Annotated in this window: 17 protein-coding genes and 1 tRNA gene; 12 read left to right on the top strand and 6 right to left on the bottom strand. The window is 68.5% G+C overall.

All coding sequences use genetic code 11. The annotated features are described in order from the left end of the window. Positions 1-81 precede the first annotated feature (81 nt). Positions 82-2,817, bottom strand: a complete 2,736-nt coding sequence (gene polA / locus ACFZCD_RS15870) for a DNA polymerase I (protein ID WP_391831027.1) — start codon at positions 2,815-2,817, stop codon at positions 82-84. A gap of 130 nt (positions 2,818-2,947) precedes the next feature. On the opposite strand from polA, the gene ACFZCD_RS15865 reads away from it, so the two are divergent. The 8 genes from ACFZCD_RS15865 (at position 2,948) to ACFZCD_RS15830 (ending at position 12,284) form a co-directional block, all read left to right on the top strand. Next, positions 2,948-5,236: an FdhF/YdeP family oxidoreductase gene (locus tag ACFZCD_RS15865; RefSeq protein WP_391831025.1), complete on the top strand. Its 2,289-nt coding sequence runs from the start codon at positions 2,948-2,950 to the stop codon at positions 5,234-5,236. 65 nt (positions 5,237-5,301) lie between these two features. After that, complete coding sequence (locus ACFZCD_RS15860; protein WP_391831326.1) at positions 5,302-5,757, top strand: PaaI family thioesterase; 456 nt, start codon at positions 5,302-5,304, stop codon at positions 5,755-5,757. Positions 5,758-5,808: 51 nt separating this feature from the next. Beyond that, positions 5,809-6,192: a hypothetical protein gene (locus ACFZCD_RS15855; protein ID WP_391831023.1), complete on the top strand. Its 384-nt coding sequence runs from the start codon at positions 5,809-5,811 to the stop codon at positions 6,190-6,192. Positions 6,193-6,504: 312 nt separating this feature from the next. Further along, entirely contained in the window at positions 6,505-7,743 is a 1,239-nt protein-coding gene (locus ACFZCD_RS15850) for a branched-chain amino acid ABC transporter substrate-binding protein (protein WP_391831021.1), read from the top strand. A gap of 143 nt (positions 7,744-7,886) precedes the next feature. Beyond that, entirely contained in the window at positions 7,887-8,819 is a 933-nt protein-coding gene (locus tag ACFZCD_RS15845; RefSeq protein WP_391831019.1) for a branched-chain amino acid ABC transporter permease, read from the top strand. Between the two features lie 5 nt (positions 8,820-8,824). Beyond that, entirely contained in the window at positions 8,825-10,705 is a 1,881-nt protein-coding gene (locus ACFZCD_RS15840; protein ID WP_391831017.1) for a branched-chain amino acid ABC transporter permease, read from the top strand. Further along, complete coding sequence (locus tag ACFZCD_RS15835; protein ID WP_391831015.1) at positions 10,702-11,571, top strand: ABC transporter ATP-binding protein; 870 nt, start codon at positions 10,702-10,704, stop codon at positions 11,569-11,571. Before ACFZCD_RS15840 ends, ACFZCD_RS15835 begins: the two co-directional genes overlap by 4 nt. Then, a complete protein-coding gene (locus ACFZCD_RS15830) occupies positions 11,568-12,284 on the top strand; it encodes an ABC transporter ATP-binding protein (RefSeq protein ID WP_391831013.1) in 717 nt (238 codons plus the stop codon). The genes ACFZCD_RS15835 and ACFZCD_RS15830 overlap by 4 nt, the downstream gene beginning before the upstream one ends. 54 nt (positions 12,285-12,338) lie before the next feature. Here the strand turns inward: ACFZCD_RS15830 and ACFZCD_RS15825 are convergent, their stop codons facing one another. Then, positions 12,339-12,989, bottom strand: a complete 651-nt coding sequence (locus tag ACFZCD_RS15825; protein ID WP_391831011.1) for an ANTAR domain-containing response regulator — start codon at positions 12,987-12,989, stop codon at positions 12,339-12,341. 99 nt (positions 12,990-13,088) lie between these two features. Between ACFZCD_RS15825 and ACFZCD_RS15820 the strand changes: the two genes are divergently transcribed. Both ACFZCD_RS15820 and ACFZCD_RS15815 read left to right on the top strand, forming a co-directional pair. Beyond that, a tRNA-Leu gene (locus ACFZCD_RS15820) sits at positions 13,089-13,163 on the top strand. A gap of 119 nt (positions 13,164-13,282) precedes the next feature. Then, a complete protein-coding gene (locus tag ACFZCD_RS15815; RefSeq protein WP_391831009.1) occupies positions 13,283-14,044 on the top strand; it encodes a transcriptional regulator in 762 nt (253 codons plus the stop codon). Between the two features lie 10 nt (positions 14,045-14,054). On the opposite strand, the gene pyk is transcribed toward ACFZCD_RS15815, so the two are convergent. Together pyk and ACFZCD_RS15805 are read right to left on the bottom strand one after the other, a co-directional pair. Next, a complete protein-coding gene (gene pyk / locus ACFZCD_RS15810) occupies positions 14,055-15,476 on the bottom strand; it encodes a pyruvate kinase (protein WP_391831007.1) in 1,422 nt (473 codons plus the stop codon). Between the two features lie 121 nt (positions 15,477-15,597). Beyond that, the gene (locus tag ACFZCD_RS15805; RefSeq protein ID WP_391831005.1) at positions 15,598-16,296 is read right to left on the bottom strand and encodes an SIMPL domain-containing protein; all 699 of its coding nucleotides are present in this window, start codon (positions 16,294-16,296) and stop codon (positions 15,598-15,600) included. A gap of 139 nt (positions 16,297-16,435) precedes the next feature. Here ACFZCD_RS15805 and ACFZCD_RS15800 point away from each other — a divergent pair, with 139 nt between their 5' ends. Further along, positions 16,436-18,250 carry a bifunctional metallophosphatase/5'-nucleotidase gene (locus tag ACFZCD_RS15800; RefSeq protein ID WP_391831003.1) on the top strand — a complete coding sequence of 605 codons (1,815 nt, stop codon included), beginning with the start codon at positions 16,436-16,438 and terminating at the stop codon, positions 18,248-18,250. On the opposite strand, the gene ACFZCD_RS15795 is transcribed toward ACFZCD_RS15800, so the two are convergent. Further along, on the bottom strand, positions 18,206-19,744 hold the full coding sequence (locus ACFZCD_RS15795) for a lysine N(6)-hydroxylase/L-ornithine N(5)-oxygenase family protein (RefSeq protein WP_391831001.1): 1,539 nt from the start codon (positions 19,742-19,744) through the stop codon (positions 18,206-18,208). The two genes, ACFZCD_RS15800 and ACFZCD_RS15795, sit on opposite strands and share 45 nt — an antisense overlap. Then, positions 19,741-21,171, bottom strand: coding sequence for a pyridoxal phosphate-dependent decarboxylase family protein (locus ACFZCD_RS15790; protein WP_391831000.1), 1,431 nt, complete (start codon positions 21,169-21,171; stop codon positions 19,741-19,743). The genes ACFZCD_RS15795 and ACFZCD_RS15790 overlap by 4 nt, the downstream gene beginning before the upstream one ends. A 220-nt stretch (positions 21,172-21,391) precedes the next feature. Here ACFZCD_RS15790 and ACFZCD_RS15785 point away from each other — a divergent pair, with 220 nt between their 5' ends. Further along, positions 21,392-21,946 (top strand): F0F1 ATP synthase subunit B, encoded by a 555-nt coding sequence (locus ACFZCD_RS15785; RefSeq protein ID WP_391830998.1) that lies wholly within the window; start codon positions 21,392-21,394, stop codon positions 21,944-21,946. Positions 21,947-22,035 lie beyond the last annotated feature (89 nt).

Genomic DNA, 22,035 nt, shown 5'->3' with positions numbered 1-22,035 from the left:
ACGGATGAGAACCACGCGCACGGCCCCTCTCCCCCGCAGAACCTGCGCAGGAAAGGGGCCGTACGGACATCACGGACGGGCTCAGTGCGCCGCGGACTCCCAGTCCCGCCCCACACCGACCGACACGTCCAGCGGAGCGCGCAGCTCCACCGCACCGGCCATCTCCCGGCGCACCAGCGCCTCGACGGCCTCCCGCTCGCCCGGCGCGATCTCCAGCACGATTTCGTCGTGGACCTGCAGCAGCATCCGGGACGAGAACTCCCCTGCCTCCAGCGCCTTCCCCACCCGCAGCATCGCGATCTTCACGATGTCGGCGGCGGTGCCCTGGATCGGGGCGTTCAGCGCCATCCGCTCGGCCATCTCCCGGCGCTGGCGGTTGTCGCTGTTGAGGTCCGGGAGATAGCGGCGGCGGCCGAGGATCGTCTCCGTGTAGCCCGTGGCACGGGCCTCGACGACCACCCGCTGCAGATAGTCCCGCACGCCGCCGAAGCGCTCGAAGAAGGTGTCCATCAGCTTGCCCGCCTCGCCCGGCGCGATGTTCAGCTGCTGCGACAGGCCGAACGCCGACAGACCGTAGGCGAGACCGTACGACATCGCCTTGATCTTCCGGCGCATCTCCGGATCGACCTCGGTCCTGGCCACGCCGAAGACCTGGGAAGCGACCGTGGTGTGCAGGTCCTCACCGGAGGTGAACGCCTCGATCAGGCCCTCGTCCTCCGACAGGTGCGCCATGACCCGCAGCTCGATCTGGCTGTAGTCGGCGGTCATCAGGGACTCGTAGCCCTCGCCGACGACGAAACCGCGGCGGATGGCCCGCCCCTCGTCCGTCCGCACCGGGATGTTCTGCAGATTGGGGTCCGTGGAGGACAGCCGGCCCGTGGCCGCCACCGTCTGGTTGAAGGTGGTGTGGATGCGGCCGCCGGGCGCGATCGCCTTGATCAGCCCCTCCACCGTGGACCGCAGCTTGGACTGCTCACGGTGGCGCAGCATGATCACCGGAAGCTCGTTCTCGGTCTGCGCCGCCAGCCACGCCAGGGCGTCCGCATCCGTGGTGTACCCGGTCTTGGTCTTCTTCGTCTTCGGCAGGCCGAGCTCACCGAAGAGCACCTCCTGCAGCTGCTTCGGCGAACCGAGGTTGAACTCGTGCCCCGCCGCGGCGTGCGCCTCCTGCACCGCCTGCTGCACCGCCGCCGCGAACTGCTGCTCCATGCGCTCCAGCCAGCCGCGGTCGGCGGCGATGCCCGCCCGCTCCATACGGGCCAGCAGCGCGCTCGTCGGCAGCTCCACATTGCGCAGCAGAGCCGCCGCACCGACCTCCTCCAGACGCGTGGTGAACGCCGCGCCCAGATCGAGGACCGTACGGGCCCGGCCCATGAGGGCATCCGCCTCGGCCTGCTCGTCGGCACCGAACGCCAGCTGCCCGTCACCCGCGGCGGCCGTGGCCAGCTCCCGGCCCAGATACTCCACCGACAGGGCGTCCAGGGCGAAGGAACGGCGCCCCGGCTTGACCAGATAAGCAGCCAGCGCCGTGTCCATACTGACGCCCTCGACCGTCCAGCCGTGCTCCGCGAAGACCCGCATCGCCGCCTTCGCGTCATGCATGACCTTCGGCGCCTCCGCGCGGGCGCTCCACCCGGCGAACGCCTTCTCGTCGGTCTCGTCCAGCTCGGCCGGATCGAACCACACCGCCGGGCCCTCACCCGTCGCCAGAGCGATCTCCGCGACACGGCCACTGCCCTGCGACCACGAATCGACCACGGCCACACCCAGCGGCGCCGAGCCGTGCTCCGCCAGCCACGGAGCGAGCTCACCCGCACCCAGCACCGCGCCGTCCACCTCCGCACCGGCCTCCGGCACGACCTCCTCCACGGCCTCCGCACCCGGATCCGCGGCCAGCAGCCGGTCCCGCAGACCCTGGTTACGGATCTCCAGGCCCTCCAGGAACGCCACCAGCGCCGTACGGTCGTAGGCCGCGCGCCGCAGGCCCTCCGGGCCCACCGGCAGCTCCACGTCCCGCACCATCTCCGTCAGGCGGCGGTTCAGCTTCACCGCCTCCAGGTGATCACGGAGGTTCTGCCCGGCCTTGCCCTTGACCTCCTCGACGCGCTCCACCAGCTCGGCGAACGAACCGAACTGATTGATCCACTTCGCGGCCGTCTTCTCACCCACACCCGGAATGCCCGGCAGATTGTCCGACGGATCACCCCGCAGAGCCGCGAAATCCGGATACTGCGCCGGGCTCAGACCGTACTTCTCCTGCACCTTCTCCGGCGTGAAACGCGTCAGCTCCGAGACGCCCTTCGTCGGATACAGCACCGTCACGTCATCGGACACCAGCTGGAAGGAATCCCGGTCACCAGTGACGATCGAGACGTGGAAACCCTCCGCCTCGGCCTGCGTGGCAAGCGTGGCGATCACATCGTCGGCCTCGAAGCCGTCCACGGCGAAACGCTGCACCCGCATCGCATCGAGCAGCTCACCGATCAGCTCCACCTGACCCTTGAAGTCATCCGGCGTCTTCGACCGCGTCGCCTTGTACTCCGGGAACTCCTCCGAGCGCCACGTCTTGCGCGACACGTCGAACGCCACCGCGAAGTGCGTGGGCTGCTCGTCACGGAGGGTGTTCGCCAGCATCGACGCGAAGCCGTACACCGCATTCGTCGTCTGACCCGCCGACGTCGTGAAATTCTCCGCGGGCAGCGCGAAGAACGCCCGGTACGCCATCGAGTGCCCGTCCATGAGGAGCAGGCGGGGGCGACCTCCCCCCGCTGCCTCGGTGCCGGTCGCTTCCTTCGTCTTCACTGCCTTTGCTGCCACGCCCCCGATCCTGCCACGGCCCACTGACAATCCCGGCCACGCCGACCGCGCCCCCGCACCCCCCGCCGCCCCGTGACAGGATCGGACCCGTACGCGACAGCGCACCACCGACCGCTCAAGGGGGAGCGACATGGCAGGCAAGCCACCCACCGGCGATCCCGTCCAGGACGCACCGGACGTCACGGCCCCGCAGCACGCCGCCGCCGGCCTGCCCGCCGTCGCCCACTCCCTGCGCATCGCCCACCAGCAGATGGGCGCACGGCGCACGGCCCTCACCCTCCTCAAGGTCAACCAGAAGGACGGCTTCGACTGCCCCGGCTGCGCCTGGCCCGAGCCCGACAAGCGGCACGCGGCCGAGTTCTGCGAGAACGGCGCCAAAGCCGTCGCCGAAGAAGCCACCCTGCGCCGCGTCACCCCCGACTTCTTCGCCCGCCACACGGTCACCGACCTGGCCGGGCGCAGCGGCTACTGGCTCGGCCAGCAAGGCCGCCTCACCCGGCCCATGTACCTCGCCGAAGGCTCCGACACCTACGAGCCCGTCAGCTGGGAACGCGCCTTCGACATCATCGCCGAAGACCTCGCCGCCCTCGGCTCCCCCGACGAAGCCGTCTTCTACACCTCCGGCCGCACCAGCAACGAAGCAGCCTTCCTCTACCAGCTCTTCGCCCGCGAATTCGGCACCAACAACCTGCCCGACTGCTCCAACATGTGCCACGAGTCCTCCGGCTCGGCACTCTCGGAGACCATCGGCATCGGCAAGGGCAGCGTCCTCCTGGAAGACCTCTACAAGGCCGACCTGATCATCGTCGCCGGGCAGAACCCCGGCACCAACCACCCCCGCATGCTCAGCGCCCTGGAAAAGGCCAAGCGCGGCGGCACGAAGATCATCACGGTCAACCCGCTCCCCGAAGCGGGCATGGAACGCTTCAAGAACCCCCAGAACGCCCGCGGCCTCGCCGGCGGCGGCACCGCCCTCACCGACCTCTTCCTCCAGATCCGCCTCGGCGGCGACCAGGCCCTCTTCCGCCTCCTCAACCGGCTCCTCCTGGAAACCGAAGGCGCCGTCGACACCGCATTCGTCGACGAGCACACCCACGGCTTCGACGACTTCCGGCGCACCGCCCTCACCGCCGACTGGGACGAAACCCTCCGCGCCACCGGCCTCACCCGCGCCGGCATCGAACAGGCCCTGGACATGATCCTGGCCTCCAAGCGCACCATCGTCTGCTGGGCCATGGGCCTCACCCAGCACAAGCACGCCGTCCCCACCATCAAGGAAGTCGTCAACCTCCTGCTCCTCCGCGGCGCCATCGGCCGCCCCGGCGCCGGCGTCTGCCCCGTCCGCGGCCACAGCAACGTCCAGGGCGACCGCACCATGGGCATCTTCGAACGCCCCGCACCCGCCTTCCTCGACGCCCTGGAAAAGGAATTCGGCTTCACCCCGCCGCGCGAACACGGCCTTGACGTCGTCCGCGCCATCCGCGCCCTCCGCGACGGACAGGCCAAGGTCTTCTTCGCCATGGGCGGCAACTTCGTCTCCGCCACCCCCGACACCGACGTCACCGAAGCAGCCGTCCGCCGCGCCCGCCTCACCGTCCACGTGTCCACCAAACTCAACCGCTCCCACGTGGTCACCGGCGCCCGCGCCCTCATCCTCCCCACCCTCGGCCGCACCGAACGCGACCGGCAAGTCGCCGGCGACCAGTTCGTCACCGTCGAAGACTCCATGGGCATGGTCCACGCCTCCCGCGGCAGCCTGAAGCCCGCGAGCCCCCACCTCCTCTCCGAACCCGCCATCGTCTGCCGCCTCGCCCGCCGCGTCCTCGGCCCGGACTCCCCCACCCCCTGGGAAGACTTCGAGAAGGACTACGCCACCATCCGCGACCGCATCGCACGCGTCATCCCCGGCTTCGAGGACTTCAACGCCCGCGTCGCCCGCCCCGGCGGCTTCACCCTCCCCCACGCCCCCCGCGACGAACGCCGCTTCCCCACCGCCACCGGCAAAGCCAACTTCACCGCCGCACCCGTCGAACACCCCCGCGCCCCCCGAGGCCGCCTGCTCCTGCAGACCCTGCGCTCGCACGACCAGTACAACACCACCATCTACGGCCTCGACGACCGCTACCGCGGCATCAAGAACGGCCGCCGCGTCGTCCTCGTCAACCCCGACGACGCCCGCGAACTCGACCTCGCCGACGGCAGCTACGCCGACCTCGTCAGCGAATGGACCGACGGCACCGAGCGCCGCGCCGAGGGCTTCCGCATCGTCCACTACCCCACGGCCCGCGGCTGCGCCGCCGCCTACTACCCCGAGACGAACGTCCTCGTCCCGCTCGACCACACCGCCGACACCAGCAACACCCCGGCCAGCAAGTCACTCGTCATCAGGATCGAACGGAAGGACGATCAGGCCGGTTGACGGCGGCCCGTTGAACTGAAGAAACTTTCACACCACAACGGCCGAAGGTGATCGGAGCACGACGCATGGGCGAGCACGGCAAGACCACGTTCCCGCAGGAAGTCCTGGACCAGTGGGCCGGCAGCGGACTCGACCTGCCCGCCCTCTTCTCCGCCGGACACCTCGGCGAGCGCATGAGCGTACGCGTCACCGAAGCCTCCCCCGAGCGCGTCGTCGGCACCATGCCCGTCGAAGGCAACACCCAGCCCTACGGACTGCTGCACGGCGGAGCCTCCGCCGTGCTCGCCGAAACCCTCGGCTCCGTCGGCGCCATGCTCCACGGCGGCCCCTCCCGGCTCGCCGTCGGCGTCGACCTCAACTGCACCCACCACCGCGGAGTCCGCTCCGGACTCGTCACCGGCGTCGCCACCCCCGTCCACCGCGGACGCACCACCGCCACCTACGAGATCGTCATCACCGACGAGCACGACAAGCGGGTGTGCTCGGCACGCCTCACCTGCGTCATCCGCGACGCGGGATAACCGGCGCCGGACGGCTTCCCCGCATCCCCGATGCGCCCTACCGTCCGCACCATGCGCGCACACCCGCGCCGCCGCCCCGTCGCCGCAGCGCTGCTGACGACCGTCCTCCTGGCCGGCTGCGCAGACCCCGCAGCCGGCCCCGCCCCGCGCTCCCCCTCGCCCGACTCCCCCGTCCGGCTGTGCACCGAGCTCATCTCCTACTGGGCCGAACAGGACCTCACCGGCGGCAAGTGGGCCGGGCTCGACTGGGAACAGAAGGGCCTGTCGAACGAGCAGTACGCCCTCTACAGCGCCATCGTGCAGGCGGCACGCGCCGAACAGCGGCAGCACGGAACGACCGCGGCACTCGAACTGATCAAGCACCGGTCGGCACAGGACTGCACGGCCGCGCGCGGCGCGACCCACAGCTCGGAGAACTGGCGGCCACCGGCATAACGGTGTGTAATCGCCGCCCGATGCGGGAACCGTAGAACCGGCGACGCCACAGGCGTCCGCATGGCCTGAGATCCCCTCCCGGCACCTCCCGGCCCCACCCGACTGCTTAGCGGAACTGCACTTTCTGGCTCCGCACTCGGGGGACAAATCACCATCCGCGAAGATCATTCGCTCAGAGCTGCTACACAAAATTCCCCAGAAGTGATCTGCGTCATAACAAGACAGTCACATCATGGCCAGCACCTCTGCCCCCCGCCGCGCCACACCCCTAGAGTCACGGCCAGTCACCACCCGCCGGGGAAAGGACACACCGTGCGCCACCGTCCCCTGCTCCTCCTCACCACCACCCTCGCCGCCGGCGCCCTCACCCTCAACGCCTGCGGCTCACGCGACGACGGCGCCAAGAACGACGACAACGGCAGCACCACACAAACCACCGTCGTCATCGGCATCGACGCCCCCCTCACCGGCTCCCTCTCCGCCCTCGGCCAGGGCATCAAAAACTCCGTCGACCTCGCCGCCCGCACCGCCAACAAGAACAAAGAAGTCAAAGGCATCACCTTCAGGACCGAACCCCTCGACGACCAGGCAGTCCCCGCCTCCGGCCAGCAGAACGCCACCAAACTCGTCGCCGACAAAACCGTCCTCGGCGTCGTCGGCCCCCTCAACTCCGGCGTCGCCCAATCCATGCAAGGCGTCTTCGCCCGCGCCGGCCTCACCCAGGTCTCCCCCGCCAACACCAGCCCCGAACTCAGCCAGGGCGACAGCTGGCTCAAAGGAACGAAGAAACGACCCTTCAAAACCTACTTCCGCACCGCCACCACCGACATCATCCAAGGCCGCTTCGCCGCCCAGTACGCCTACAACGACGCCAAGAAGAAAAAAGCCTTCATCGTCGACGACAAACAAACCTACGGCGTCGGCCTCGCCTCCATCTTCGGCCAGGAATTCAAACGCCTCGGCGGCGACATCACCGGCACCGACCACATCACCACCAAAGAAACCGACTTCTCCAGCGTCGCCGACAAAGTCAAGAACAGCGGCGCCGACATCGTCTACTACGGCGGCCAGTACCCCGAAGGCGGCCTCCTCGCCGACCAGGTCAAAAAAGCCGGCGCCCACATCCCCCTCATGGGCGGCGACGGCATCTACGACCCCGCCTTCATCACCGCCTCCAGCGAAAGCAACGACGGCGACCTCGGCACCTCCGTCGGCTACCCCGTAGAACAACTCGACTCCGCCAAAACCTTCGTCCAGAACTACAAGGCAGCCGACTACAAAGACCCCTACGCAGCCTACGGCGGCTACTCCTACGACGCAGCCTGGGCCATCATCCAAGCCATCAAAAACGTCGTCAACGACAACGGCGGCAAACTCCCCGCCGACGCCCGCACCAAAGTCACCGAAGCCATGAACAAAGTCTCCTTCGACGGAGTCAGCGGAAAAGTCTCCTTCGACGAATTCGGCGACACCACCAACAAACAACTCACCGTCTACCAGGTCAAGGGCGACACCTGGAAATCCGTCAAGAGCGCCACCTTCAAGGACTGACCGGCAACCAAAAACCGACCCGCCACCACCCCGGCCCGCACCCCGACCACGCCACGCACCACCCGAGCCCCGGCCCACCGCGCGAGGACGCGACCCCCGCCCTCGCGCGGACCCACACCCACCACCCCAGCGGAGGCCCAGCGGTGCACCAACTGCCCCAAACGCTGGTCAACGGACTCGCCCTCGGTGCCCTCTACGGCCTCATCGCCATCGGGTACACCATGGTCTACGGCATCGTCCAGCTCATCAACTTCGCCCACGGCGAGATCGTCATGATCGGAGGCTTCGGCGCCCTCACCATCCACCTCTGGCTCCCCACCGGCACCCCCCTCGCCGCAGCCCTCCCCCTCATGCTCACCGGCGGCGCCACCACCTCCGTCGCCGTCGCCACCGCCGCCGAACGCTTCGCCTACCGACCCCTCCGCAACGCCCCCAGACTCGCCCCCCTCATCACCGCCATCGGCCTCTCCATAGCCCTCCAGCAAATCGTCTGGGCCTTCTACCCCAACGCCAAGAAATCCCGCGCCTTCCCCCAGTTCCAAGGCGACGCCTTCGAACTCGCCCGCAACCTCCACATCCAGCGCGACGACCTCTTCGTCCTCATCGCCGCACCCCTCTGCATGCTCGCCCTCGGCCTCTTCGTCGCCCGAAGCCGCACCGGCCGCGCCATGCAAGCCACCGCCCAGGACCCCGACACCGCAAAACTCATGGGCATCAACACCGACCGCATCATCGTCCTGGCCTTCGCCATCGGCGGCGCCTTCGCCGCCGTCGCCGCCGTCGCCGCAGGACTGCGCGCCGGACAGATCAACTTCGAAATGGGCTTCATCCTCGGCCTCAAAGCCTTCACCGCCGCCGTCCTCGGCGGCATCGGCAACATCTACGGAGCCATGCTCGGCGGAGTCGTCCTCGGCATCGCCGAAGCCGCCGCCTCCACCTACATCCAGCACATCCCCGGCATGCAACAACTCGGCGGAGGCGGCTGGAAGGACGTCTGGGCCTTCGCCCTCCTCATCCTCGTCCTCCTGATCAGGCCCCAAGGACTACTCGGCGAACGCGTCGCGGATCGGGCGTGAGAGCGATGAACCCACACACCACACCAGCAGCAACAAAACCAACAGAAACACCCACCACCGAAAACGCCCCCCTCATCCCCCTCCCCCTCACCACCGCACGCACCCTCACCGCCACCGGCGCCCTCCTCAGCGCCGCCTCCACCTTCCTCTCCTGGACCTGGACCACCCGCTTCCCCGGCAACCTCACCGTCAACGGCTACCCCGGCGGCCTCCAACTCCTCACCCTCACCGGCGCCCTCCTCACCCTCGCCTACACCCTCACCTCCTGGAACACCCCAGGACTCCGCTGGCTCAACCCCGCCCGCAGCAACAACGCCACCGCACTCCTCGCCACCGCCACCCTCGCCACCACCTGGTACACCCTCATCACCATCGCCGTACAACTCGGCGGACTCGCCAACCTCGAACCCGGCGGCTACGCAGCCGCCCTCACCACCCTCCTCACCCTCCTCGGCACCCTCGCCCTCCCCCTCGACCAGCACACCGAGCACACCGACGACACCGCGAACATCGAGAACACCGAGAACACCAACCCGAGCACCAGCCCCCCGAAAGCCACCACCCGCGCCCGGGCACTCACCCGCACCACCCTCCGCACCATCCGCCCCGGCCACCCCCACCAGCAGCCACCCCCACCCCGGCCCCTGCCCCCCTGGGCCGAAATCCTCATCATCGCCGCCGCCTTCGGCCTCGCCCTCGGCATCGTCACCTACGGCATCGGCACCGCCTACGGCGAGCTCTTCACCGGCTTCCTCCTCCTCGCCGGCCTCGGCACCGCCGCCCTCGCCCGCGCCGGACTCCTCAACCGGCTCACCGCACTGACCGCCAAACACCGCACACCCACCGTCACCGCCGCCTTCGTCGCCGCAGCGCTCTTCCCGCTCACCCAGGACACCGACCAGTACACCCTCATCGCCGTCAACATCCTGATCTTCTCGACCGTCGCCCTCGGCCTCAACGTCGTCGTCGGCCTCGCCGGCCTCCTCGACCTCGGCTACGTCGCCTTCCTCGGCGTCGGCGCCTACACCGCCGCCCTCGTCTCCGGCACCACCGCATCCACCCTCGGCATCCGCTTCCCCTTCTGGGCCGCCGTCCTCACCGGCGCCGCCGCCTCACTCGTCTTCGGCATCGTCATCGGCGCCCCCACCCTCCGCCTACGCGGCGACTACCTCGCCATCGTCACCCTCGGCTTCGGCGAAATCTTCCGCATCACCGTCGGCAACCTCAACGGCGAATCCGGCCCCTCCCTCACCAACGGCCCCAACGGCATCCCCAACATCCCCGACCTCGTCCTCTTCGGCTACTCCTTCGGAGACACCCACCACCTCGGCACCATCACCCTCAACCCCTTCGCCAACTACTACCTCCTCATGCTCCTCTTCACCGTCATCGTCGTCCTCGTCTTCAGCCGCGCCGGAAACTCCCGCATCGGCCGCGCCTGGATCGCCATCCGCGAAGACGAAACCGCCGCCACCGCCATGGGCATCAACGGATTCCGCCTCAAACTCCTCGCCTTCGCCCTCGGCGCCACCCTCGCCGGACTCGCCGGCACCGTCCAAGCACACGTCGCCTACACCGTCGTCCCCGAGCAATACGTCTTCGCCGGACCCGTACCCCCCAACTCCGCCTTCCTCCTCGCCGCCGTCATCCTCGGCGGCATGGGCACCATCAGCGGCCCCCTCCTCGGCGCCGCCCTCCTCTACCTCATCCCCGCCAAACTCCAATTCCTCCAGGACTACCAACTCCTCGCATTCGGAACCGCCCTCATCCTCCTCATGCGCTTCCGCCCCGAAGGCCTCATCCCCAACCGCCGCCGGCAACTCGAATTCCACGACCCGACCACCACCGGCAGCACCCTCACGCACGCGGAGGCGACCACCCCATGACCACCACCGCCGCCCCCGCAGACACCCCCACCCCCGCCCTCGCCGCCACCGGCGTCACCATGCGCTTCGGCGGCCTCACCGCCGTACGCGACGTCAACCTCACCGTCCACCACAACGAAATCGTCGGCCTCATCGGACCCAACGGCGCCGGAAAAACCACCTTCTTCAACTGCCTCACCGGCCTCTACACCCCCACCGAAGGAACCGTCACCTACCAAGGCAACGCCCTACCCCCCAAACCCCACCTCGTCACCAAAGCCGGCATCGCCCGCACCTTCCAGAACATCCGCCTCTTCGCCAACATGACCGTCCTCGAAAACGTCCTCGTCGGCCGCCACACCCGCACCAAAGAAGGCCTCCTCTCCGCCCTCCTCCGCGGCCCCGCATTCCACCGCGCCGAAAAGGCATCCGAACAACGCGCCATGGAACTCCTCACCTTCACCGGACTCGCCCCCAAACGCGACCACCTCGCCCGCAACCTCCCCTACGGAGAACAACGCAAGCTCGAAATCGCCCGCGCCCTCGCCAGCGACCCCGGACTCCTCCTCCTCGACGAACCCACCGCCGGCATGAACCCCCAGGAAACCCGCGCCACCGAAACACTCGTCCACGCCATCCGCGCCCAAGGCACAGCCGTCCTCGTCATCGAACACGACATGCGCTTCATCTTCGCCCTCTGCGACCGCGTCGCCGTCCTCGTCCAAGGCGAAAAACTCACCGAAGGCACATCGGAAACCGTCCAAGCCGACGAACGCGTCATCGCCGCCTACCTCGGCACCCCCTTCGAAGGAGCACCCGGCGCAGAAGAAGCGGCAGAAGTAGCCGCCGCCGAAGCCCGCACGGAAGAAGAGGACGACAACCGGTGACCGCCCTCCTCGAAGTCGAGAACCTCCGCGTCGCCTACGGCAAGATCGAAGCCGTCAAAGGCATCAGCTTCACCGTCCGAGCAGGCCAGATCGTCACCCTCATCGGCACCAACGGCGCCGGCAAGACCACCACCCTGCGCACCCTCTCCGGACTCCTCAAACCCCTCGGCGGCACCATCCGCTTCGACGGCCGACCACTCACCGCCGTCCCCGCCCACCGCATCGTCGCCCTCGGCCTCGCCCACTCCCCCGAAGGCCGCCACATCTTCCCCCGCCTCACCATCGCCGAGAACCTCCAGCTAGGAGCGTTCCTCCGCAAAGACACCGACGGCATCACCCAAGACATACGACGCGTCTACGACCTCTTCCCCATCCTCGGCGAACGCGCACGCCAAGCCGCCGGCACCCTCTCCGGCGGCGAACAGCAAATGCTCGCCATGGGCCGCGCCCTCATGTCCCGCCCCAAGCTCCTGATGCTGGACGAACCCTCCATGGGCCTCTCCCCGATCATGATGCAGAAGATCATGACCACCATCACCGAGCTCAAGGCCTCCGGCACGACCATCCTGCTCGTCGAACAGAACGCCCAGGCCGCGCTCTCCCTCGCCGACCACGGCCACGTCATGGAAACCGGAAAGATCGTCCTCTCCGGAACGGGCACGGACCTCCTCCACGACGAGTCCGTACGCAAGGCGTACCTCGGCGAAGACTGAAAAAGGGCCCGCATCCTCCCGGACACGGGCCCCACACGACGGCGACGGGCGGAACTACTGCCCCTTCGCCGCCTTCTTCTCCTCGGCGTCCTCGATGACAGCCTCGGCCACCTGCTGCATCGACAGGCGACGGTCCATCGACGTCTTCTGGATCCAGCGGAAGGCCGCCGGCTCGGTCAGCCCGTACTGCGTCTGCAGGATGCTCTTCGCCCGGTCGACCAGCTTCCGCGTCTCCAGCCGCTGGGAGAGGTCCGCGACCTCCTTCTCCAGCGCCTTCAGCTCCGTGAAGCGGGAGACGGCCATCTCGATGGCCGGGACCACGTCGCTCTTGCTGAACGGCTTCACCAGATACGCCATGGCACCGGCGTCCCGGGCCCGCTCGACCAGGTCCCGCTGGGAGAAGGCGGTGAGCATGAGGACGGGCGCGATCGAGTCACGGGCGATCTGCTCGGCGGCGGAGATCCCGTCGAGGACGGGCATCTTCACGTCGAGGATCACGAGATCGGGCCGGTGCTCCCGGGCCAGCGCGACCGCGGTCTCACCGTCGCCCGCCTCGCCCACGACGGAGTAGCCCTCTTCCTCGAGCATCTCTTTGAGGTCGAGGCGGATGAGGGCCTCGTCCTCGGCGATCACCACGCGGGTGATGTTGGGAGGGGTGTGCTGCGGCTCGTCGTCGACGGGCGGGGTGGGCTCGGCGGCGCTCACGGGTCTCCTCGTTCCAGGGCAAGGTGCTGCTCGCATGAGCCTACCTAGGTCATGTAGTTTTGAGCACGGAGGAGGTATACACTTCCCTTAGATTGCAAGGCCCCGGTAGCCCAATCGGCAGCAGGCAATGGTCTCAAACACCATACAGTGTCGGTTCGAATCCGACCCGGGGCACTTTACCTTCAATTCGAAGGCAAGGTTTGCGGACCCAACGGTCGAGGGTCTTCACTCTCGATAGTGAACATTGCTTCGAATCCTCCCTTCCGCAGCACGGGCGAGACAGGCTCGCAGCTGTGTACGACACCGAAACGCGTCATCGCGCGCTGGCCCTCGTCAACCAAGGCCGCAGTCTCAACTCTGTGAGCAAGGAGACCGGGATATCCCGGTACGCAATCCGCTCATGGCAGACCAGAATCGAGCCCGCCTACCCCGCGGCTGTTCCATGCTGGGGATGCGCCACGGACCAGCAGCCGCCTCGGACCTCTGCCGCCTATGCCTACCTGCTCGGCCTCTACCTCGGAGACGGCTGCATCAGCAAGCAGAAGAGCGGCACCTACGCCCTCCGTATCGCGTGCGCAGACGCGTGGCCCGGGCTCATCGTGGCGTGCCAGGAGGCGATCAGGGCAGTCCGCCCCGAGAACAGGGTGTGCATCGTGCAGAAGCAAGGCTGCGTGATGGTCACCAGCACCAGTAAGCACTGGCCGTGCCTCTTCCCGCAGCACGGGCCGGGGAAGAAGCACGAGCGGACGATCGCACTGGAGTCCTGGCAGCAACGGCTCGTGGACGCCCACCCTTGGGAGCTGCTCCGCGGCCTCATCCACTCGGACGGCTGCCGCGTCACCAACTGGACGAGCCGCCTCATCAATGGAGTGCCCAAACGCTACGAATACCCGCGGTATTTCTTCACCAACAAGTCCGCGGACATCCGGCAGATCTACACCGACACTCTCGACGCCGTGGGCGTCGAATGGAAGCAGCCGAACGCCTTCAACATCTCCGTCGCCCGCAAGGCATCCGTCGCTCTCATGGACGCCCACATCGGCCCCAAGCACTGACGTAGTCGGGCTACTCCTCACCAATATGGTGCACCCGCACCATATTCGTCGTGCCCGGCGTCGCCGGTGGGGAGCCCGCCGTGATGATCACCCGGTCCCCCTTCCGGCACCGGCCGATCCTCAGCAGGTACTCGTCGACCTGGTCGACCATCTCGTCCGTCGTCTGCACCATCGGCCCCAGGAACGTCTCCACTCCCCACGTCAGGCTCAGCTGCGCCGCCGTCGACGCCTCCGGCGTGAACGCCAGCAGGGGAATCGGAGAGCGGTAGCGCGACAGGCGGCGGACCGTGTCGCCGGATTGGGTGAAGGCGACGAGGAACTTCGCTTCCAGGAAGTCACCCATTTCGGCCGCCGCGCGGGCCACCGAGCCGCCCTGGGTGCGGGGCTTGCTGCGTTCGGTCAGGGGCGGGAGGCCCTTCGCGAGGAGGTCCTCCTCGGCCGCGGCCACGATGCGGCCCATGGTCTTGACCGTCTCGACGGGGTACTTGCCGACGCTCGTCTCACCGCTGAGCATGACCGCGTCCGTGCCGTCGATGACGGCGTTGGCGACGTCCGACGCCTCCGCACGGGTCGGCCGGGAGGCGTCGATCATCGAGTCGAGCATCTGCGTGGCGACGATGACCGGCTTCGCGTTCCGCTTGGCGAGCTTGATCGCTCGCTTCTGCACGATCGGGACCGTTTCCAGCGGCATTTCGACGCCCAGGTCGCCGCGCGCGACCATGATCCCGTCGAAGGCGGCGACGATGCCGTCGAGGTTCTCCACGGCCTGGGGCTTTTCGATCTTGGCGATGACGGGGACGCGGCGGCCTTCCTCGTCCATGACGCGGTGGACGTCGACGACGTCGTCGGCGCTGCGGACGAAGGAGAGGGCGATGACGTCGGCGCCGATGCCCAGGGCCCAGCGGAGGTCTTCGACGTCCTTGTCGGAGAGGGCGGGGACGGAGACGGCGACGCCGGGGAGGTTGAGGCCCTTGTGGTCGGAGACCATGCCGCCTTCGATGACGATGGTCCGTACGCGGGGGCCGTCGACTTCGGTGACTTCGAGGGTGACGCGGCCGTCGTCGACGAGGATGCGTTCGCCGCGGCTGACGTCGCCGGCGAGGCCGTCGTAGGTGGTGCCGCAGATGTGGCGGTCGCCTTCGACGGGTTCGACGGTGATGGTGAATTCGTCGCCGCGTTCAAGGAGTACGGGGCCTTCGTGGAAGCGGCCGAGGCGGATCTTCGGGCCTTGAAGGTCGGCGAGGATGCCGACGCTGCGGCCGGCCTCCTCGGCCGCCTTGCGTACGCGCTGGTAGCGGGCCTCGTGGTCGGCGTAGGTGCCGTGGCTGAGGTTGAAGCGGGCTACGTCCATGCCGGCGTCGACGAGTGCCTTGATCTGCTCGTACGAGTCGGTGGCGGGCCCGAGGGTGCAGACGATTTTTGCTCGGCGCATGTTTCGACCTTATGACCTACCGGTGGGTAGTGGATCCGTCGTCGGCGACAGCTCAACGGCCTTTCGGTAAAAGGTTTTTGACAGTGGTTGAACGTGCGTGTGCGCGCTCCGATGAGCGGTTTCAGAGTTGGGGCGGGGTCATGGTGAAGCGGGCGTTGACCTGGGCGTGGACGGTCTGGCGCTGGGGTTCGAGATCCAGTTCGGGTTCGGCGGCGGCTCCGGCTCCGTATCCGCCGCGGGCCGTGCCGCCGGCGAAGCCGTGCATGCCCAGGCCTTCGGTGCCGTCGTCGGCGAGTTCGAGGAGGGCGGTGAGGCGGGCGCCGAGGGCTTCGGCGTATTCGCGGGCGCGGTGGACGGCTTCCTGGACGGCGAGGCGTCGGGCTTCGCGGTGTGCGGGTGAGTCGGGGCGGAGGGACCACCAGGGGCCGGTGATGCGGGTGAGGGGGAGGTCGGCGAGGCGGGTGGTGAGTTCGCCGAGGACGGTGAAGTCGTTGAGGGTGGCGGTGAGGTAGACGCTGCCGTGGTACGAGCGGACGCGTTCGTGGCGGCCCTTGTCTGCGAACTGCGGGGCCACGGTGACCAGGCCGGTTTCGAGTTTTTCGACGGCGTCGCCGTAGGACTTGACGAGGTCGAGGGCCTGGGTGTTGCGGCGTGTGAGGTCTTCGAGGGTGGTGGTGCGGTCGGTGCCGCGGGCGGTGACGGTGATGCCGAGGTGGGCGATTTCGGGGTCGACTTCGAGGTGGGCTTCGCCGCGGACGGAGACGCGGGGGGTGTCGGGGGTGCCGTAGGGCAGGGGCGTGGTGGGTTCTGGTGTGGTCATGTTGGTCAGTGTCGGGTGTGGTGGCTGTGCGTGGCTACTGGGGAGTCACCGGATCGCAACCTTGGGAGGGTGTCGCGGGGTGTGGCGGCCGGGTCAGAATCTACGCGCGTTGTCAGCTTTGCGACTTTGGGGAGAAGAAGTGCCGCTGAACCGGAGGAATTTTCTGGGGCGTACTGCCGCGACGGGTGCGGGGGTCGCGCTCGTGGGGGCGGTGGGTGCCGGGTCGGCCGAGGCGCAGGGGGTGGATGCGGGTCTGTCGAGCGGGCGGGGGAAGCGGAAGTATTCCTTCACCGTGATGGGGACGACGGATCTGCACGGGAACGTCTTCAATTGGGATTACTTCACGGATGCGGAGTTCGACGACAAGGCGCACAACGATGTGGGCCTGGCGAAGATTTCGACGCTGGTGAATCAGGTCCGCTCGGAGAAGGGGCGCCGGAACACCCTGCTGATCGATGCGGGTGACACGATTCAGGGCACCCAGCTGTCGTATTACTACGCCAGGGTGGATCCGATCACCAAGGCGCATGGTCCGGTGCATCCGATGGCGCGGGCGATGAATGCGATCGGGTATGACGCGGCGGCGCTGGGTAACCATGAGTTCAATTACGGCATTCCGGTGCTGCGGAAGTTCGAGGAGCAGTGCGACTTTCCCATTCTGGGGGCGAATGCGCTGGATGCGAAGTCGTTGCGGCCGGCGTTCGCTCCGTATGTGATGAAGCGGGTGTGTACGCCGTTCGGTCGTGATGTGAAGGTTGCGATCCTGGGGCTGACGAACCCGGGGATTGCCATCTGGGACAAGGCGAATGTGCAGGGGAAGATGGTGTTCCCGGGCCTGGAGGAGCAGGCGGCGAAGTGGGCGCCGCGGTTGCGTTCGATGGGTGCGGACGTGGTGATCGTGGCGGCGCATTCGGGTGCGAGCGGGACGTCTTCGTACGGTGATCAGCTGCCGTACGTGGAGAACGCGGCGGCGCTGGTGGCGGAGCAGGTGCCGGGGATCGACGCGATTCTGGTGGGTCATGCGCACACGGAGATCCCGGAGTACCGGGTGGCGAACAAGAAGACGGGCAAGCAGGTGGTGCTGTCCGAGCCGCTGAAGTGGGGTCAGCGGCTCACCCTTTTCGACTTCGGTCTGGTGTGGGAGCGGGGCCGCTGGCAGGTGGAGTCGGTTTCGGCGAAGGTGCTGAACTCGAACACGGTGCCGGAGGACAAGAAGATCACCCGGCTGCTGCACGACGAGCACGAGAAGGTCGTGGCGTACGTGAACCAGGTGATCGGTACGTCGACGGCGGCGATGAGTGCGGCGGAGGCGGCGTACAAGGACACCCCGGTCATCGACTTCATCAATCATGTGCAGAAGGAGACGGTGAAGGCGGCCCTGGCGGGGACGGCGTACGCGTCGCTGCCGGTGGTGTCGCAGGCGTCGTGCTTCTCGCGGACGGCGGGGGTGCCGGCGGGGAAGGTGTCGATCCGTCAGGTGGCGGGGCTGTATCCGTTCGAGAACACGCTGGAGGCCCGGGTGCTGACGGGCGCGCAGTTGCGGGATTACCTGGAGTTCTCGGCGCACTATTACGTGCGGACGCCGGCCGGCGCTCCGGTGGATCCGGCGAAGCTGACGAATGCGGATAGTATTCCGGATTTCAATTATGACGTGGTCAGCGGCCTCTCGTATGAGATCGACGTCGCGAAGGCGCCGGGGTCGCGGATCGCGAAGTTGATGTTCGACGGGAAGCCGCTGGATGACGGGGCTGAGTTTGTGCTGGCGGTGAATAATTACCGAGCGAGTGGTGGGGGTAATTTCCCGCATGTGGCTCGGGCGAAGCAGGTGTGGGCGAACTCGGAGGAGATTCGTAACACGATCATTTCCTGGGTGAAGGCGCAGGGGACGATTGATGTGGGGCGTTTTGCGTCAGTGGACTGGAAGTTGACGCGGGATGGTGCGCCGGTCTTCTGATCCGGTGTTGCGGGGCCGTGGTTGTGGTCGCGGTTCCAGTCCGAAAGTGGTGAAGGCGGTCCGCTCCGGGAGGGGGTAGGCCGCCTTTCCTGTGATGGCGTTGAGGATGGTGGCGCTGCGCCAGGCGGCGAGGCCGAGGTCGGGGGTGCCGATGCCGTGGGTGTGGCGTTCGGCGTTTTGGACGTGGATGGCGCCGCGGACGAGGGGGTCGAGGACGAGGCGGTGGTTTTCGTCGATGCGGGGGCGGTCGCTGTGGTCGCGGCGGATGTAGGGGTCGAGCGCGGCGAGGAGGGTGTCGACGGGGCGTTCGCGGTAGCCGGTGGCGAGGATGACGGCGTCGGTGGTGATGCGGGAGCGGGTGCCTTGCTGGGCGTGTTCGAGGTGGAGTTCGACGCGGGTGGTGCCGACGCGGCCGGCGGTGCGGACGAAGACGCCGGGGGTGAGGACGGTGTCGGGCCAGCCGCCGTGGAGGCTGCGGCGGTAGAGCTCGTCGTGGATGTCGGTGAGGGTTTCGGTGGCGATTCCTTTGTGGAGTTGCCATTGCTGGGGCAGGAGTTGGTTGCGTACGGGTTCGGGTAGGGCGTGGAAGTAGCGGGTGTAGTCGGGGGTGAATTGTTCGAGGCCGAGTTTGCTGTATTCCATGGGGGCGAAGGCGGGGGTGCGGGCGAGCCAGTGGAGTTTTTCGCGGCCGGTGGGGCGGTTGCGGAGGAGGTCGAGGAAGACTTCGGCGCCGGATTGTCCTGAGCCGATGACGGTGATGTGTTCGGCGGCGAGGATGCGTTCGCGGTGGTCGAGGTAGTCGGCGGAGTGGATGACGGGGACGGTGGGGGCGTCGACGAGGGGGCGTAGGGGGTCGGGGACGTGGGGTGCGGTGCCGACGCCGAGGACGAGGTTGCGGGTGTAGGTGCGGCCGAGGGCTTCGGCTTCGCCGTCGGTGTCGAGTTGGGTGAAGTCGATTTCGAAGAGGTTGCGTTCGGGGTTCCAGCGGATGGCGTCGATTTGGTGGCCGAAGTGGAGGCCGGGGAGGGATTGGCTGACCCAGCGGCAGTAGGCGTCGTATTCGGCGCGTTGGATGTGGAATCGCTCGGCGAAGTAGAAGGGGTAGAGGCGTTCGCGGGTTTTGAGGTAGTTGAGGAAGGTCCAGGGGCTGGTGGGGTCGGCGAGAGTGACGAGGTCGGCGAGGAAGGGGACTTGGAGGGTGGTGCCGTCGATGAGGAGGCCGGGGTGCCAGCGGAAGGTGTGGTTCTGGTCGTAGCAGGCGGTGCGGAGGCCGGGGATGCGGTGGGCGAGGGCGGCGAGGGAGAGGTTGAAGGGGCCGATGCCGATGCCGGCGATGTCGAGTGGCTGGTCGGGGGTGGTTTGGGGGGATTCCTGGGGTGAGGGCTGGGGGGTGGGGGCGGGGAGTGCTGCGCGGGGGGCGGGTGTGGTGTCGGGCCGGGGCGGGGTGGCGGGGGTGTGGTCGGGGGGGTTCTGGGGGGGCGGGGGTGTGTTCATCGGCGGACTTGGCCTTCCACGTGGGTGAGGAGTGTGCGGAGGTCGTCGGGGGTGGTGTGGGGGTTGAGGAGGGTGGCTTTGAGCCAGAGGCCTTCGGGGGTGGTGGTGCGGCCGAGGACGGCGTGGCCGTGGTGGAGGAGGGTGCGGCGGAGGGTGGCGGTGGTGGTGTCGTCGGTGTGGGTGGGGCGGAAGAGGACGGTGCTGAGGGTGGGGCGGGCGTAGAGGTCGAAGTGGGGGTGGGTGTCGATGAGGTCGGCGAGGTGGTGTGCGGCGGCGCAGACGCGTTCGACGAGGTCGCCGAGGCCTTGGCGGCCGAGGGCGCGGAGGGTGACGGCGATTTTGAGGATGTCGGGGCGGCGGGTGGTGCGGAGGGAGCGGCCGAGGAGGTCGGGGAGGCCGGCGTGGGTGTCGTCGGGGGCGTTGAGGTAGTCGGCGTGGTGGGCGAGGGGGGTGAGGGCGGTGGTGTCGGGGACGGCGAGGAGGCCTGCGGCGACGGGTTGCCAGCCGAGTTTGTGGAGGTCGATGGCGATGGTGTGGGCGTGTTCGAGGCCGTTGAGGGCGGGGCGGAGGGTGTCGCTGAAGAGGAGGGGGCCGCCGTAGGAGGCGTCGATGTGGAGGCGGGCGCCGTGGGTGCGGCAGAGGTCGGCGATGGCGGGGAGGGGGTCGATGCGGCCGGTGTCGGTGGTGCCGGCGGTGGCGATGACGAGGGGGGTGGTGCCGGGGTGGCGGGTGAGGGTGGTGCGGAGGTCGGTGGGGTCGAGGGTGCCGGTGGGGGTGGGGAGGGTGAGGGGGGTGGGGAGGCCGAGGAGCCAGGCGGCGCGGTGGATGCTGTGGTGGGCGTTGGCTCCGCAGATGATCCGGAGGGGGGCGGGGGTGGTTTCTCTGGCGAGGAGGAGGGCGAGCTGGTTGGACTCGGTGCCGCCGGTGGTGACGAGGGCGTCGGGGGTGGGGCGGCCGGGGTAGGCGAGGGCGGCGAGGGCGCGGGTGGTGAGGGTTTCGAGGGCGGTGGCGGCGGGTGCCTGGTCCCAGGAGTCGAGGGAGGGGTTGAGGGCGGCGGCTGCGAGGTCGGCTGCGGCGGCGAGGGCGAGGGGTGGGCAGTGGAGGTGGGCGGCGCAGTGGGGGTGGGCGGGGTCGGCGGCGCCTTCGGCGAGGGCGGTGACGAGGGTGTGGAGCGCTTCGTGGGCTCCGGTGCCGGTTTCGGGGAGGGCGGGGGTGGCGAGGGCTCGCAGGCGGGCGGTGACGGCTTCGGGGCCGCCGGGCGGGATGGGGCCGTGGCGGGTGGCGGCGCCTTGGGCGAGGGCGTCGAGGGTGGTGTCGAGGAGGGGGTGGAGGGCGTGGGGGCCTTGGGTGCCGCCGGCGAGGGGGGCGGGGTGGTGTTCTGCGGTGCTGGGGGGTGTGGTGAGGGTGGGGCCGGCGGGCGCAGGCATGACTTTGCCCCTTTTGGGTTGACTTCGTGCGCGTACTGTGCAGGTGATTCCGGGCGTTGACGAGCGGCAACTGCAACAAGTTACGTTCGGCACACGGTCCGTGACCGGCGTAGGGGCGGGTTTCGCTCGATGGTGGTACGGCCCTGCGACGGGCGTGAGTTGTGTCTGCTAATGGGGTCCGGGGCGGACGCACCGCGTTCCTTCGACTAATCTGCACCCCATGGCCATGAACTTTCTCGCTCTCGACGTAGGGCCGCTCAAGCCCGAGCCCGCGCCGCTCGTCCTCGGCGCGGTGCTGTTCTTCATCGTCTTCGCCGTGATGGCGAAGGTGCTGCTGCCCCGGATCAACAAGGTCCTCGTCGAGCGCGAGAAGGCCACCGAGGGCCGTTTCGACGAGGCGGAGGAGACGCGCGCGGAGGCGGCGCGGGTCCACGCCGAGTACCAGGAGCTGCTGGCGGAGGCCCGGCACGAGGCCGCGCGCCTGCGCCAGGAGGCGGCCGAGCAGGGTACGGCGATCGTCGCCGAGCTGCGGGCCGAGGGCCAGCGCCAGCGTGAGGAGATCATCTCCGCGGGTCACGCGGTGATCGACGCGGAGCGTGCGGTCGCCGAGGCCGAGCTGCGCGAGCAGGTCGGTGTCCTGGCCACGCAGCTGGCGGGCCGGATCGTCGGCGAGGACGTCGCGGAGTCCGCCCGTGCCAACGGCACGGTGGACCGTTTCCTGGAGGAGCTGCGCACCGCGCAGGCCGCCGACGCCGCCCGCGAGGCGCGCGACTGACAGCGGCCGGCCGCCGCTGGGACATCTCGGACGCCGAAGGCTCCGCACCCCTCCTGGGGTGCGGAGCCTTCGGCGTTCCGTGCGTCTGC

It is taken from the genome of Streptomyces sp. NPDC008001 (genome assembly GCF_042958085.1).
GTDB lineage: Bacteria > Actinomycetota > Actinomycetes > Streptomycetales > Streptomycetaceae > Streptomyces.
The sequence above is the reverse complement of the archived record's forward strand: the minus strand, read 5'-3'. Positions and strand labels throughout refer to the sequence as shown.

Excerpts from the sequence above, each read along its gene's own strand:
- ACFZCD_RS15840 (WP_391831017.1), top strand. The coding sequence starts at position 8,825 with ATGAACCCACACACCACACCAGCAGCAACAAAACCAACAGAAACACCC.
- pyk (WP_391831007.1), bottom strand. The coding sequence starts at position 15,476 with ATGCGCCGAGCAAAAATCGTCTGCACCCTCGGGCCCGCCACCGACTCG.
- ACFZCD_RS15860 (WP_391831326.1), top strand. The coding sequence starts at position 5,302 with ATGGGCGAGCACGGCAAGACCACGTTCCCGCAGGAAGTCCTGGACCAG.
- ACFZCD_RS15785 (WP_391830998.1), top strand. The coding sequence starts at position 21,392 with ATGGCCATGAACTTTCTCGCTCTCGACGTAGGGCCGCTCAAGCCCGAG.
- ACFZCD_RS15795 (WP_391831001.1), bottom strand. The coding sequence starts at position 19,744 with ATGAACACACCCCCGCCCCCCCAGAACCCCCCCGACCACACCCCCGCC.
- ACFZCD_RS15790 (WP_391831000.1), bottom strand. The coding sequence starts at position 21,171 with ATGCCTGCGCCCGCCGGCCCCACCCTCACCACACCCCCCAGCACCGCA.
- ACFZCD_RS15865 (WP_391831025.1), top strand. The coding sequence starts at position 2,948 with ATGGCAGGCAAGCCACCCACCGGCGATCCCGTCCAGGACGCACCGGAC.
- ACFZCD_RS15835 (WP_391831015.1), top strand. The coding sequence starts at position 10,702 with ATGACCACCACCGCCGCCCCCGCAGACACCCCCACCCCCGCCCTCGCC.
- ACFZCD_RS15805 (WP_391831005.1), bottom strand. The coding sequence starts at position 16,296 with ATGACCACACCAGAACCCACCACGCCCCTGCCCTACGGCACCCCCGAC.
- ACFZCD_RS15855 (WP_391831023.1), top strand. The coding sequence starts at position 5,809 with ATGCGCGCACACCCGCGCCGCCGCCCCGTCGCCGCAGCGCTGCTGACG.